The 14,815-nt window shown below is 42.8% G+C and carries 12 protein-coding genes; 4 read left to right on the top strand and 8 right to left on the bottom strand.

Features of this window, described 5'->3' with window-relative positions; translation table 11 throughout:
* Nucleotides 1–355: 355 nt before the first annotated feature.
* Entirely contained in the window at nt 356–1,936 is a 1,581-nt protein-coding gene (locus tag ACJJI4_RS12805) for a phytoene desaturase family protein (protein ID WP_444925397.1), read from the bottom strand.
* A 575-nt stretch (nt 1,937–2,511) separates the two neighbouring features.
* Here ACJJI4_RS12805 and ACJJI4_RS12800 point away from each other — a divergent pair.
* The gene (locus ACJJI4_RS12800; RefSeq protein ID WP_444925396.1) at nt 2,512–3,648 is read left to right on the top strand and encodes a serine hydrolase domain-containing protein; all 1,137 of its coding nucleotides are present in this window, start codon (nt 2,512–2,514) and stop codon (nt 3,646–3,648) included.
* A 127-nt stretch (nt 3,649–3,775) separates the two neighbouring features.
* On the opposite strand, the gene ACJJI4_RS12795 is transcribed toward ACJJI4_RS12800, so the two are convergent.
* Entirely contained in the window at nt 3,776–4,885 is a 1,110-nt protein-coding gene (locus tag ACJJI4_RS12795; protein ID WP_444925395.1) for an NADH:flavin oxidoreductase, read from the bottom strand.
* Between the two features lie 100 nt (nt 4,886–4,985).
* On the opposite strand from ACJJI4_RS12795, the gene ACJJI4_RS12790 reads away from it, so the two are divergent.
* Nucleotides 4,986–5,882: a LysR family transcriptional regulator gene (locus tag ACJJI4_RS12790; protein ID WP_444925394.1), complete on the top strand. Its 897-nt coding sequence runs from the start codon at nt 4,986–4,988 to the stop codon at nt 5,880–5,882.
* 108 nt (nt 5,883–5,990) lie between these two features.
* Here ACJJI4_RS12790 and ACJJI4_RS12785 read toward each other — a convergent pair whose 3' ends face one another.
* From ACJJI4_RS12785 to ACJJI4_RS12770, 4 genes are read right to left on the bottom strand one after another with little or no spacing between them, the layout of a single operon-like run.
* Complete coding sequence (locus ACJJI4_RS12785; RefSeq protein WP_444925393.1) at nt 5,991–6,599, bottom strand: DNA-3-methyladenine glycosylase I; 609 nt, start codon at nt 6,597–6,599, stop codon at nt 5,991–5,993.
* A gap of 9 nt (nt 6,600–6,608) precedes the next feature.
* Nucleotides 6,609–6,911, bottom strand: a complete 303-nt coding sequence (locus ACJJI4_RS12780; protein ID WP_444925392.1) for a YciI family protein — start codon at nt 6,909–6,911, stop codon at nt 6,609–6,611.
* Between the two features lie 26 nt (nt 6,912–6,937).
* Nucleotides 6,938–7,510, bottom strand: coding sequence for a TetR/AcrR family transcriptional regulator (locus ACJJI4_RS12775; protein ID WP_444925391.1), 573 nt, complete (start codon nt 7,508–7,510; stop codon nt 6,938–6,940).
* Nucleotides 7,511–7,520: 10 nt separating this feature from the next.
* Nucleotides 7,521–8,606, bottom strand: coding sequence for an alkene reductase (locus ACJJI4_RS12770; protein WP_444907785.1), 1,086 nt, complete (start codon nt 8,604–8,606; stop codon nt 7,521–7,523).
* A gap of 174 nt (nt 8,607–8,780) precedes the next feature.
* On the opposite strand from ACJJI4_RS12770, the gene ACJJI4_RS12765 reads away from it, so the two are divergent.
* A complete protein-coding gene (locus tag ACJJI4_RS12765) occupies nt 8,781–9,488 on the top strand; it encodes an alpha/beta hydrolase (protein ID WP_444925390.1) in 708 nt (235 codons plus the stop codon).
* A gap of 728 nt (nt 9,489–10,216) precedes the next feature.
* The gene (locus ACJJI4_RS12760; RefSeq protein ID WP_444925389.1) at nt 10,217–11,701 is read left to right on the top strand and encodes an APC family permease; all 1,485 of its coding nucleotides are present in this window, start codon (nt 10,217–10,219) and stop codon (nt 11,699–11,701) included.
* 402 nt (nt 11,702–12,103) lie between these two features.
* Here ACJJI4_RS12760 and ACJJI4_RS12755 read toward each other — a convergent pair whose 3' ends face one another.
* Complete coding sequence (locus ACJJI4_RS12755) at nt 12,104–12,751, bottom strand: MOSC domain-containing protein (protein WP_444925388.1); 648 nt, start codon at nt 12,749–12,751, stop codon at nt 12,104–12,106.
* A 594-nt stretch (nt 12,752–13,345) separates the two neighbouring features.
* Nucleotides 13,346–14,506: a patatin-like phospholipase family protein gene (locus tag ACJJI4_RS12750; RefSeq protein ID WP_444897855.1), complete on the bottom strand. Its 1,161-nt coding sequence runs from the start codon at nt 14,504–14,506 to the stop codon at nt 13,346–13,348.
* Nucleotides 14,507–14,815: the final 309 nt, after the last annotated feature.

Genomic DNA, 14,815 nt, shown 5'->3' with positions numbered 1-14,815 from the left:
AGAGATCGGAAGTGTAGGAACCAACAAGATAAATAAACTGTTATAGAAGTGCTATTTTCTAAATCAGCTGCGGCGGCAGATTCCCATTAAAGTCGTGAAGAACCTTGATGGCTATAAATGGAAGGGGGCTATAATCAAAATAAAGGTTTTTGTGGCGCTGGGCACTAGATATTCAATCATCCTCAAAGGAAATAACTGTTTGGCACTCAGATATTTTGTAGCGCCAGAGGGGTCTGTGAAGTGTTCGAAATAGGTGCTCCAACTATTTAAAATAGCAGACTCTTTAGAGCTACTAGTTGGAATCAAGACTAATTGGTAGTAAAGCGACAAAGGGCCCGCATACTGCAGGCCACTCTTATCTATCTCTGAGAATCTCCATAGCAGCATTATGCCCAGGTACTCCAGTAACTCCGCCTCCCGGGTGGCTACCCGAGCCACAGAGATACAGATCCTGTATCGGTGTGCGGTAATCTGCAAAGCCCATAAAGGGGCGATTACTCCACAGTTGGTCCAGTCCTAGGGCGCCATGGAATATATCACCTCCCATGAGGCCAAATTTGCGCTCTAAATCTAGCGGTGAGTGAATTTGTTGGGCGATTACCGCATCACGAAAATTGGGTGCATAGTGGGTGACGGTATCGATAATTGTTTTTGCAGCTTGGTCACGATAGTCGTCCCAGCTTTTTCCTTGCGGAAGTTCTGGAGCGAATTGCTGGCAAAATAGGCTGGCGACATGTTTGCCTTCTGGAGCAAGAGTAGGATCGATGGTGGAGGGGATCAATATTTCTACAATGGGGTGTGTTGACCAGCCGTATTGAGTTGCATCGACAAAGGCCTGCTCCAAGTAGGTCATTGTTGGACCAATGACTATCCCAGATTGATGATGCTGCTGTAGGTGAGTTCCAGGCTTACAGATGAAGTCTGGGAGTTCAGACAGCGCCACATTCATACGGAAAGTACCGGAACCCACCCTGAAGCCACGTACGCGGCGGCGGAACTCTGGCTCTAGGTGTTGTTCGTCAATCATCCGGGAGTAAAGCAGCTTGGGACCGACATTGGCGATTACTTTGTCAGCCGTAATAGTTTTTCCACTGCTAAGTCGTACGCCGTTGGCACGACTACGGTCTACCAGAACTTCTTTGACTTCCGCATCTGTACGAATATTGACCCCAAGGCGCTCAGCTTCTTTTCGCATGGCTTGAGTGATAGCGCCCATACCGCCCATAGCATGTCCCCAAGCGCCTTTCTCACCGTTAGCAGCCTCGCCAAATACATGGTGTAACAGCACGTAGGCAGAGCCAGGAGTGCTGGGAGCTGCATAATTTCCGACTATAGAGTCGAAAGCAAATGCAGCTTTGACATGGTCATTTTCAAACCAGGCATCCAATACACTTGAAGCACTCTTGGTGAACAGGTCAAGTGCATCGCGACGAGATGACATACTCAACTTTTTCGCTCTTAAGCCAAAGCCCCCAGCACGAACTAAATCCACAAAGCCACCGCCCACATTAGGGGGAGAGCGGAGTAATTCCTCGCGCAAAATATCTGCTACGGTTTCCAGCATGGCATAAAAGTCAGGTAAGGTAGCTGCGTCCTTTTCTGAGAAACGTGCAATCTCAGCTTGTGTATCCAAGATATTTTTATGGAAAGAGAGACTTTCACTATTTGAAAGTGGAAAGAAGTTAGCTTGTGGCCGTAACTTGATTTCCAAGCCATGTTCACGGAGATTGAGATCTTCGATGATTTTCGGGTTGAGTAAACTTACTGTGTAGCTTGCTACAGAATTTCTAAATCCCGGGTAGAACTCTTCAGTTACTGCTGCCCCTCCGACTATAGATCGGCGTTCAAGGATCGTTACTTTTTTCCCCGCTTTTGCTAAATAACAAGCGCAGACCAGGCCGTTATGACCGCCACCAATAATCACATAATCCTTCATTATTATTCTCTATATGGATAAGGACTAGTATGAATACTTACAGAAAACTATCAAAAGATAAAGAGTGTTTTTTGGGTTTCAGTTTTGGAGCGATAACTTTAGTCATTACTTATCTGTTTTAGGGTATTGGAGAAGCGGAATTTAAATGCCCTAACTCCAGGTAATATTGTCTGAGTAAGTGTAGAGTCACGGAAGTTGAAGAAAAAGTAATTCCTGAAGTTATTTAGATATAAATTAAAAAGACAGCTTAATTCTGGGTATTATTGTTGTGCCGGATGTTGAAGTTTCTCTAATCTTGATCGGATAAAGATATTGTCACAGGTTGCAGTCACGTAGCACTTTCGATTTTCGCCAACGACTACTTGTTTACGGATGGAGAATGATATCCCTTAAATTAAAAGTCTGTTTATGTGTGTTCTTGTAAAACCTTCTATATATCAATTATTGAGTAGAGTGTTAAAAGCTAACTAGTGCAGTTGACGGGTATTTTTTAATTGTCTGGGTTATATTTGAGTGATAAAGTCAATTAGTAAATGTCTTTATTTAGTATGTGAAGGTTAAAAGGATTTAAAAATATGTACACACGTATAAGTTTAAGCGCTGTACTTTCTTTATGTTTGGTATTTCCGGCTGAAAATTCAGTAGCGCATACGAGTGACTTGGATAGTCTTTTTGTAAATGCGGTTTCTGAGGAGTCTGTGCCTGGGATTAGCGTGGCTGTAGGGGAAAATGGGCATGTTCGATGGGCAAGAGGTTATGGTTTTGCTGACCTCGAATCTCATGTTTCAATGACTAGAAGAACCAAATTGAGAATCGCCAGTGTTTCGAAAGTTATCACTGCAGCTGCTCTCATGAGGTTGAAAGAACAGGGGATTATTGAGTTGGACACCTATGTCTCTTCGCTGGTAGAGGCTTGGCCTGATTCACACGCTGATATTAGCTTAAGACAGATAACAAATCATACTTCCGGGATTCGCCACTACCAATCTTTGGGGGAATTTCTTTACAATGTGGAGTATAGTTCCACAATAGATGCGTTAGACCTTTTTAAGAATGACGATCTGCTTTTCTATCCTGGGACAGACTCTGAATACTCGACCTATGCCTGGACATTGCTCGCTGCCGCAATGGAGTCTGCATCAGGAACTGAATTTAAGAAGTTAGTTCAAGAGGAAGTATTTGATCCTTTGAACCTCAAAAATAGTACTTTTGATGAAAACTCTCCCATAATTTCCCACAGGCAAAGAGCTTATTCTTACTGGGGAGGAAGTCTAATCAACTCTCCAGAAGTAAATAGTAGCTATAAATATGCTGGCGGAGGTATGCTCTCTACACCAAGTGACCTGGTTAGGTTTGCTATGTCACATCTTGATAGTGGCTATCTGAGTGATGAATCGCTTTCTGAGCTTTTTAGCCCAGGAACTCTAACAAGTGGTGAGGAAGTTAGCTACGGTATTGGTTGGATTGTTGACTTTATCAGTTTAAGCAATTGGTATGATCCGGAGGAGGATGCGGAGCTGATTAGAGTTATCGAGGAGCATCCAAATATTAAATTGATGAGCGGTGAAGGAGTTGGCGGAAGTACCATGCTAATGCTTTGCCCTGATCATGCCCGCTCTATAAGCGTTGTCAAGAATGTAGATAGTGATCAAACGGCTGACTTGATAGAGCTATCTCTGAAAACATTAGATATTTTCCATAATAAAAACTAATTAATTTAAGGTGTCAGAAAGCTAAAGTTGCTAATTTTAAGATTACCCTTCACTCGCTTAGAGCCATTTTCTGGTCTACAAGGAGGGGAAGGGTAATTAAATTCCTCCGCCGTCCTCAGGTAACTATTTAGCTGTTTCTTCGAAAATAATCGCGAGCACATTCCAGTGTCGCATGGGGTGAAAGCATATCAAAAGTAAAGTTCTTTGGAGTCTGATTTTGTTTTATGGTATTTGGCCAGTCCTGATTGGCCAGGGCCGTTTTACCAAGCGAGATAATATCTGCTTCATTGTTTTCTAGGACCTGAGCTGCGAGTTTTGGGTCTGTAATTCCGCCATTGGCAATAACCGGTAGAGTACTATATTTCCTTGCCAGACATGCTAATGAGTTACTGTTTTCAAAGGCGGGGGTGTCTATTTTTGGTTCGGTGGTATGAATATAGTCGGCACCACATTGCTTCATTAGCTCGAAAACTTCGGCAGCTCCAGCTTCACCTTCAGGCCAAATATAGTTGGTATCATTCACTTTTTTCTGAGAGAAACGAACGCCCACTACAAAATCCTTTCCGACCGCTGCCCTTACTGATTTAAGTGTTTCCTTGTAAATACGTAAACGGTTAGTGAGTACTCCTCCATAACAGTCTTTTCGTTTGTTGGTATAGGTGGTTAAAAATTGGTCTAACAAGTAGCCATTGGCACCGTGTATCTCAACACCGTCAAAGCCGGCAAGTTGTGCCAGGCGGGCAGCCTGAGCGAAGCCCTTAACAACCATTGCAATATCTCGCTGTGTCATGGCTTCCGGCATGGGATAGGGGCCTTCTCCATAGTAGAAGGGCATTTGCCTTCCCTGGGGACGAACCATAGAGGGGCCAGCATTTTGGTTGGTATAGGGGTTATATTGTGAAAGGGCGCCGGCATGCATCAGTTGGGCATATATCCGGGCTCCTTGCTTATGAACTCTTGAGATAATCGGCTTCCAGCTCTGTGCATGATCGTGATTGGCCATACCGGGTTGATACTTGTAACCCTGACTGTAAAGTCTATCTGTATATAATCCCTCGGTAATAATCAGCCCAAACCCTCCGTGGGCAAATCCCTCATAGTAATCCTTCATCAGTGGACCAATGCGACCATCTAGCCCGGCGCTGACCCGTGTCATAGGTGCGACTGCGAGCCTGTTAGGAATACGTAAGTTTCCGATTTCAACGGTGTTGAATAGATTGTGATATTTGGTAGCCATAAATATTTTTTACCTATTAAGATTTTTAATATTTTGACAATTAACGAATTGTTGTGTAAATCAGACATTAGGTAATTACAGTTTCAACTATTTATTGAATATGGCAGGAATTAATCAATTAGAGAGCTTGAGGGTTTTCAGTGCGGTCGTGGAGTGTGGAAGCTTTACTACTGCTGCAAATCGTTTAGGTGTATCTGCAGCTTGGGTTTCTAAGTCGGTAGAGAGGTTGGAGTCTCGCCTGGGAACCACGCTTTTGCGCCGCAGTACTCGGCATATGCAGGTGACTAGTTCCGGGGAACGGTGTTACATGCGGGCACTTGAAGTGCTCAGCAAGTGGGATGCTTTAGAGGATGACTTGTGTGAATCCAATGAAAGCCCTAGAGGAAAGTTACGGATTGGCGTCCCGATGTCTTGGGGGTTATCCAAGTTCGGTTCCATTTTGAATATGTTTATGGATCGGTACCCGGAAATCCTTCTAGATATTCAAATGGGAGATCATTATGTGAATGTGCTAGAAGAGAAGTTTGATCTTGTGCTACGGCTAACTAATGAGCTAGCTGATAGCGCCTTGTTATGCCGAAAAATTACCAGTTATCATCGAGTTGCCTGTGCGGCGCCTGAGTACCTTAAACAATATGGGGAGCCAGGCCACCCCCGTGAGTTAAGTGACCATCACTGTTTGGTATATACCCTACCGGGTAAACCCAGCGTGTGGCAGTTTAAAGATAAAGGTAAATGGCTCGATATTTATCTGGAACCTAGGTTGACTTCTAATAACAGTAAATTACTCCATTGTGCTTTGTTAGAGGGGAAGGGCATTGCACTGATCCCCCATTTTATCATTGAAGATGATCTTAGAGAGGGGCGATTAGTCCCGATTTTGACAAGCTTTCAAACTGCTGAATTAAACCTCTATTCTCTTAGGCCTGGGGACCGTATGTCCTCCTATCGATTAAAATTACTATACAATTTTATATGCGAGCAGCTTGGTGAGTAAGATTGGGGATGTATCAGAGGTAATATCTTTTACCTTGGGTGCATCCCCTATCAAGCTCTACCCTTTTATAGATTACCTATGATCGTGCGGATTAGTTCTAGTTAAGCATTAGGGTTTTACAAACTTATTTCTTGCACTCTCTATCTTAGATCGCGTGACACATCCCTCTAGATGGTCATTAATTAATCCCATTGCTTGCATAAAGGCATAGACAGTTGTAGGCCCTACAAATTTCCAGCCTAACTTTTTCAAATCTTTCGATAATATGATCGATTCATTTGAGGTAGACATGGACTGAGGCTTGCCAAGCATCTCTTTTTTAGGTTCGTATCTCCAGAGAAATGATGCAAGAGATCCTTCTTTCTTTACGATTTCCCTGGCACATTTGGCATTATTAATAACGGCTTCGATTTTACTACGGTGTCGGACTATTCCTTCATTTGATAGCAGTTTTTCCACATTTGTATTGGTAAAACGGGCTATTTTATTAAAGTTAAATCCATAAAAAGCTTCCCGAAAGTTTTCTCTTTTTGCAAGAATTGTACGCCAGCTTAAACCAGACTGAAAACCTTCCAGGCATAGCTTTTCAAATAGGCGAAAATCGTCACTAACTGGAAAGCCCCATTCTTTGTCATGGTACTCCAGGAAATCTGGTGCAGAAGCGCACCAGTTACAACGGTATTTACCATCATGGCTTTGAATAAGTTGCGCGGCCATACCAATTACCTAACCGTTTGCCTCGGGTCTTAATAAGAATTCAAGCTGCGGACTAGCTTTGGATGAATCAATTTCTATGACATCGGCACTAACCACTTTTTCAGATACGAAAGGGTCTTGTTCGACGCGTATTAGCAATTCTTCATAAGTGGTTTTAAATGCTAGGATACCTCCACCAATTCCAGGTTTTATACTTCCAGACAGTATAAAAACTCCATCATCGAAGCCTTTCTGTAACCACTCCTTATGGCCAGTCATATATTTTGCTGCTTGTGATTTTTTTTCTGAAAATTTTAACAAAATAATAAACATATACTCACAGTTCCTTGTAAATAGCGCTAAGCTTTTTCCTTGTATGTGTCAACCCAAGAGCACATTTTATTGACTTCGTACTCAACATAGTCCTTGTCCTGAAAAGCATTTGCTAAGGTTGCAACACCCTGGCTCCAAGAGAGAACCTGTAGAGCTAGTTTATCGGCATCAGTGTTGGGATTTAGTTGTGTAAATTGTGTTTTTAGCCATTCCCGAAACAGACTGAAAATTTTATTGGCATCCTCTCGCCCTACATGGTTCAACTTGGCAAGTTCATTGGAGAGAGTACCTACGGGACAGCCGAAATCTCTGATCTTATCCCAGTTGGTAATGACAATACAGATATAACATTTTATCCGTTGCTCAGATGTATTCCCTTGTGCTTCCCATTCTTCCAGCATTGCTTGGGTTTTTTGCAATCTTCTCTCTATAACACCAGATAGAATTTGATCTTTAGTCTTGAAATGGTGGTAGAAGTTTCCGCGAGAAATATTTAAAAGATTAGCGATATCCTTGAATGAGGTATGCTCAAAACCCTGTTGATAAAATAAGTCATCTGCTATTGCGATGATTCGGTCGCGGGTGTCTAGTTTTTCCATATCGATTACTTTACTGATTTTCTATTTGGGTAGAGGCAAATGGGTAGTCAGTGTAGCCTTTTTCATCTCCACCGTAAAAAGTTGAGTGATCGGCTTGATTGAGTGATATGCCTTGTTTTAGTCGGTAAACTAAATCAGGGTTGGCTAAAAATGGTGTTCCAAATGCAATTAGATCGGCATTATTACTTTTCAGGGATTTTTGGGCCAGTTCGAGATTATAGCCATTATTCGCGATATACACACCCTTAAAGCATTCGCGTAAAGCTGGATAATTTACGGTTCTCTCTTTTTTCATCATATCGCCTTCCAGAATATGAACGTAGGCAATATTCCGGTTACTTAGCTGCTCTAAAACATACTCGAAATTTTCTTGTGGGTTAGAGTCAGACATTGAGTTAAAACTATTCTCTGGTGTTAGACGCACGCCTATATGGTTTGAAGGCCAAGTTTCCATCACGGAATCAATTATTTCGTTTAAAAGACGCATGCGATTCTCTATATTTCCACCATAGAGGTCGTTGCGATGATTAGTCCCGTCACGCAGAAATTGATCAATCAGATACCCGTTAGCGCCGTGAACTTCAACTCCATCAAAGCCGGCCTCTTTAGCCATTTGTGCAGCAAAGCCAAATTGCTCCACGATTTTTGGAATCTCACTAGTTTCTAGTGCACGAGGAAGAGCAAAGTCCTTATGTCCCTCGTAGGTAACTGCTTGCCCAATTGGTTTAATTGCAGATGCGCTCACGGGAGCCTTTTTATCTGGTTGTAGGTCGGGATGGGAAATGCGCCCGCAATGTTGCAGCTGTATAAAAATTTTCCCACCAGCTTGATGTACTGCATGGGTTAACTTCCTCCAACCATCAACTTGATCAGCGGTGTATATACCTGGCGTGTAAGGGTATCCCACACCTTGCGTAGAGATAGGAGATGATTCAGCGATAATTAGGCCAGCGCTTGCCCGCTGTTGGTAGTGCGTAACCATCATGGGTGTTACGACTCCATTTTTGTCCGCTCGATTTCGCGTCATCGGCGCCATAACCATGCGGTTTGTAAGTCGAAGACCTGATAAATCGAAGGATTGAAATAGATTTGCCATGCTGTACTTCCTCTTTAACTAGCATTACAGGGTCTAGGACGCTTGACCTAGAATCAATAATGCTAGGTCAGGCGTCCTATACCTGTCAACCGTTTATCATTTGGGATGGGGGTGGAAGCTAAAAGTGGCGATAATTCATACAGGTGGAGTGCCTGGTTGTGGGGTTAAGTCTTTATGGCGACATTTGTTCTGGTACACGGTGCTTGGCAGGGAGGCTGGTGTTGGAGGCGGGTATCAGCGTTTCTTAGGCGGTACGGCCATGAGGTTTATAGCCCAACTCTGACGGGGCTTGGAGAAAGGGCGCACCTTTTAGATGGCACAGTCAACCTGGATACGCATATACAAGACATTCTGGGTGTTATCGCATGTGAAGAGTTAACGGATATTGTCTTGTGTGGCCACAGTTATGGTGGAGTGGTAATAACCGGTGTGGCTGATAAGGTGCACCAGCATATACGATCCCTTGTCTATCTTGATGCCTTAGTTCCAGAGGATGGACAAAACGTCTTAGATCTTTTGCCTGTAGAGGTCGGGTTGAGTTTTCAGGATATTGCCAGAACTCAGGGTGATGGATTTCGCGTAGCGCCAAGTCCTGCAATAGATTTCGGGGTTAACCTTCAAGATCAGGCGTGGGTGGATCGGCGTTGTGTCGACCATCCACTGGGGTCATTTGAGCAACCGATTCAACTACAGGGCTTATGGAAGCAAGTTGCTCGGCACCGGTACATCTATGCATCGGGCTGGGCACCAGGAATTGGTAGGCCGTTCTTTGAGAGAGCCCAGAGAGAACTTGGTTGGGAGACGATAAACCTTCCCTGTGGTCATGATGTGATGCTAGATATGCCTAAAGAGCTTACCCAAATTTTGATAGCTTCGATATAGCGATAGTTGTCACTTTAGCAACCTGTATGGGGCATTTCTTATGATCGCCCCAATGAGAGATGAGTCAAGTATGCCTCTGTATAATTTAAGTACGTGGCGATATAAAAAATAATTGATCTATTGAATCCAAGTTTTGCGTTGACTACGCCTAATTACATCGTGAAGAAATCAAAGAGAAAAAATATTTCCTCGATTGCAGGTGGGTGGCATAAATCTAGGGGAGCAAGATAAGCCATGGTTGGTACTGCATCACGGTGGCGTGACTGATGATGCGGCTACGGCTTACCTTTTAGTTGTTCCTGAATGTAAAGCCTCTATAGCTTTTGCGACTAACTATGTGCCAGAAAAATTCTGGCGGATGCGGGGGCGTATGGCGTCAATCTTGAAAGAATACCTTGATGTTGAAAGATGCAACCGCTGGGATTTCCTTCAGCCCTCTGTATAGTTGCGTTAACTTTCGTTGCTGCATATGTTGAACGTGCCTCCCGGCAGGCAGCCCTAAGCTTTTGGAAAGGCGAGTTGATGCTCATGTCAAATTTCTATAAGGCCTTTAAAGGCTTCTATACAATATCTCCATTTTTAATTTTGACTTATACCTGAAGTAGAAAGAGATAACTTACTGTTTTTGGTTGAAATGAACTGGGCTGGCTAAACTAAAGATACTAGTAGCAGGAGCTATCAGATTAAATAGAGAAGACGCCTGCATAACACTATAGAAAACGGTCGATATGGGTTGTGCCAAAGGCGGAAGAAAACGCGTTTCTCTGTTGAGTGCTACGCTGCTTAGTGCCACCTGTATGATAGGTTCGGGCTGGTTGTTTAGTGCGCAGCTTACGGCAAACTATGCAGGTAATTGGGCTTTTGGAGCCTGGATATTAGCGGCGCTTTTGGTCTTGATGGTTGGCTTGTGCCTAAGCCGTGTCGTTGCATTCTACCCAGTCCGAGGAGCCCTCGCTCAATCCAGTGCATTGTCGCACAATAGTATTTTTGGAATGCCATTTGCGTTTGCTAACTGGTTTGGCACATTAATGGTTGTTGCGACCGAGGCGCAGGCAACTACCCAATACCTCTCATCTGCTATAGATTCCTCTTTGTTAATTGACAACCACACCTTGACTCCGTGGGGGAAGGTTCTCGCGTTAAGTATTCTTTTTGTATATTTGCTGATTAACTATTATGGAATACGGTTTCTTGCCAAGATCAATAATGTTGTCACTGTTCTAAAGATATTTACTCCCACCTTTGCAATAGTTGTATTGCTTATAGTTGTATTTAGTAGTGATACAAGTGGGTCAAATTTTTCAATTGACTCTAATCAGGAGTTTGGGTTTGGAAGCGCTTTTTCCGCTGTTATTGGGGCAGGTCTAATATATTCGTTTAATGGCTTTCAGATCAGTGTTGCCTTTGCCAGTGAGATAAAACATCCCAAGCGTAATATTCCTTTGGCCGTTACTTTATCAATTACAATAATGACGCTTGTTTATCTTGCATTGCAATATGCTTTTATGGCCTCAGTGCCGAACGATCTTCTGGTGGGAAATGGTGGTTGGCAAGGGATTAATTTTGACTCGCCGCTTTTGGACTTGGCGACACTGCTTGGCTTGCACTTTCTTGCAATGATACTACTCGCAGACAGTGTGATAAGTCCCTCGGCATCTGGATATACTTATTTGGGGGCCTCGTCAAGAATTCTATTTGCAATGGCCTCTGTAGGGCAAATGCCGCGATGGTTAGCTGTTTTAGATCCTGTACATAATTTATCAAGGCGCTCGATGCTTACTAATTGGTTGATAGCAGCAGTTGTACTTGCTCATGCTGATAGTTGGGCAGCACTTATGGTGATCGTATCTGGCTATCATATAGTTGGATATATGGCCGCCCCCATTAGCATGGGAGCACTTGAACCTGGCACGAGATACTTTGGCGCTGCTGTTTTTGCTGTACTGGGGGTGCTCATGATTACCATAACTTCATCATCCCTTTTGTTGGTGTGCGCCTCTTTGTCAGTACTTATCTGTATTTATGCATCATTGCATATTGCCAGTATTGGGGTTAAGAAATTATCTGTGTTAGTTCTGCCGTTTATTATATATTTATGGATTTTATATTTTATTCAGTATACTTGGGCGGTAATTGTTTTTTCAGTTGCTTTTTATTTGTTAATATCTTCGAAGCCCTATGTTAAATTTTGCAGGGTATATAATAAGTTGTAGCTTGATGTATGGTTTTAAATGGTTGGTGTCTGTGATATTAGTAAAAGATTCCAGGGTGTTGGGTGGATCCAAGTACATGAGTGAACCCTTTTGCCAAGGCCAATTCTGACAGGGTCAGTTTAAGTTATTGAATGCCTGATAATAGCTATCATTTTATCCGCAAATATATTGGTAGATGGCAATAGGGGGTGTTCGAGCATAGCTCGCGCAGTAATATCAACTTGAGGAAGCCTATTAATTCTTGTTTGTCTAATAAGTTAGTACTTTTCTCCAAGAAACTACTACTAAAGTATTTAAGTCCGGGGTAGTGCCGGGTTTTAACTTTTACTACATAGCCCTCCTGGAGACTCACTTTTGGGGGGGAACATAGTTAGTAGGCTGATGTGATAAATTGCTCAATTGTCAGAGCTTAGAGAGCCGCCTTACAGCTTTCGCTCTCCACTCTTTGGATAAGGGTTGTAGTTGACTTGCAGCCTGGAGTACTTGCTTGGTATTGGGAAATTGCTTATCAAAAAAAGCTCTGAACATAGATCGTATGTCGATTGAGTTTGGAGCTTCAGCTATCTTACAAATCGAATCCCCTTCTTTAATATGCCCCTCCTTAACAACCCTAAAATATACACCGCAATTAAAGCTGCTAGTGAGAATCTTGGCTGCAGCGTCATTATCTAGGGCCATGCTTAGCTTAAAGCAGGGTATTCTGGGTTGACTTACCTCAAGGATGCAGCTGTCTATGCGGAATTGGTCTCCAACAAAGATATTTTCTTCTCGAAGCCCTTCTACCGTTAGATTCTCACCAAATGCGCCATACTTAAGTCCCTTTCTGCCTAATAGGTCTTCCCAGTATGGGTAGTGGTCATTAGAAAACGCATATATGGCCATATCTTTGCCGCCATGATTTTTTAAGTCTGCCTGCTCGTCTCCTTCCAAGTTATTCTTTCCAACAAAAACTTTTCCTTGGGCTGGTTTCTTGAAGATCCCCGTTGTTACAGTCTTACCCTTGTATTCATAATCTACTTTTTTGGATACATTTATAGAAAGGAGTTTCATATTTGCTTATTGGTAGATAATTTATGCAGGACCTGGATCTTAGCAAAATATACGCTTATTGCACAGCTATCCAATGTTGCCTTGATGTCCTATAGGACGGCTTACATATATCTGTTTATTGGTTAATGGTTGGAAGATTTATCTCGATACCAGCGCCAGCGATCTTCTTCGTATTCATAGCATATATTATCGCAGTGGATTTTCTTCTCTACGCACCAGTCTTGATTTTCATTATCTCTAATGCAGTCATAGTAGCTATTCTTGCAGGTTTTTATGCACCTGTTTCGAGCCTCGCGATCATGAAGTTCTCCAGCTTTAACATTCACAAAGAGGCAGGAAGTTAGTGTAATTAGAATTGTGATTAGATAGCGAAGCTTTGGCATGGTTAAACGCCGTTTGATTTTTCTCCTGAAGAGTAATGTCACTAGCGATAAATCAGTAAAATATTTGTTGGTTGGTTGGTTGGTTTGCTGGCAGGCGGGTGAGAGAATGGTAGGTGCTAAGCGTGTATTTTATGATAGAGTGAATGCCACTGTCCTTAGATTAGGCGGCAACCGTTTTGTTGAGTTGCCGCCTTACATTGTGATGAGATTTTTATCCGTTGGCAGTGGCCAATTGGTCAATTACCTGTTGTATTTTCTGTTTATTATTTTTAATGAGTCGATCTGAGTGAATCTTGAGTGAATCGATATTGTCATATTCAAATAGACCGACATGGGGTTCAGTTACCTCTACATTGAGATAGTCATATTTGATCTTTACATTGTTGGAGAGTAATGAAGCAATTTCCAGGGCGTGCAATTGCTGCTCATCCATTGATCTTTGAACACTTGAGATAGCATCTCGTGCCCACTGTAGTATGCCCCAGTTTTTCAGGTCTTTATATTTCACCTGCGAACTGGTTAGCGGGGAGGTGCCGGACCCAAGAATCAGCACATAGTAGTTCTTGTGAGGGAACTCTTTGATGATATCCAGGAGCGCAACACTTGCAGGGTTGTTGGCAGAAATACCTGCGTCGGCAAAGTATTTATGGCCCACTTCTTTGCTGTCAGCCATAAAGCCAACTGGGGGAAACAGTGAAACCCCACTAACTGCAGCTGTGACCAGTTGATATAGGCTGTTGGTAGGAAGCTCACTGGTATCTCCACCTCGGTTTTTGAAGAGGTGAAGTTCACCAGTATTTACACTGAGTGAGGGGATAATCACATAATTTTTCAAATCGGTGAAGTTAAGCTCTGGTGTATAGTGCTTCTCCATCACTTTGTGAAGGCGGCGACCCAAATATTTTGGAGAAAAAAGACCGGATGCCGTAAGCAGTTTATGATACCAAGGGGTTGAAAACAGATAATTACTTTTCGACTTGTATAAGTTAATAAGCAAGTCTGTTTTTGAATCGACATTGGCATAGTTTTTAGCCAGGTGAGATGAGCGGACATTCAACCCGGTAACAATGACAGCGCCCGTCGAGACACCACTAAACACATCGAAAAGCTCGTCAACTGGTTGTCCCAGTGCTTTTTCCAAGTGCTTAATGACATATAGTGGTATGAGTCCACGGATACCACCACCGTCAATGACAAGTATGTTGATCGTATCTTTATCATTGAGATGATTGCGTATCGCAGTCTCATCCTCTTGCACTGGTGAGCGATAAAATGTTGCGCTTGCTGTAAGGATGTAGTTGTACAGATAGGCGCAGGCAGTGAAAATCACGATGATCACTGTACATATAATAAGGATATAACTGAGTTCCATTTCTGCACCTATAAGGTATTTACGTCGCAAGGATATAGACACCGAATCTTTGATATTGACTAAATGGAGAGAGTGGGTTTTGTCGGGTAAGAAGGGGGGCGGAAAAAACGTATGATATTACTTTTTATGGGTTGAACGGTCCGTAGTTTTTTCTCGGTTGTAAGGGCTTTCGGTGAGAAAAAAGTGCGATTTATAGATCTGTGCGTCTTATTTTCAGTTTTCTGGTAATGATTATTTCGTATATCGATTTTTTCGAAATTATCGATATATCGACGATGACCGAATGGTTTAATATGAGCTGAAGATGAC

The sequence above is a fragment of the Microbulbifer maximicatervae (SeqCode) genome (genome assembly GCF_052467305.1).
This window is presented reverse-complemented; position numbering and strand designations above follow the sequence as displayed.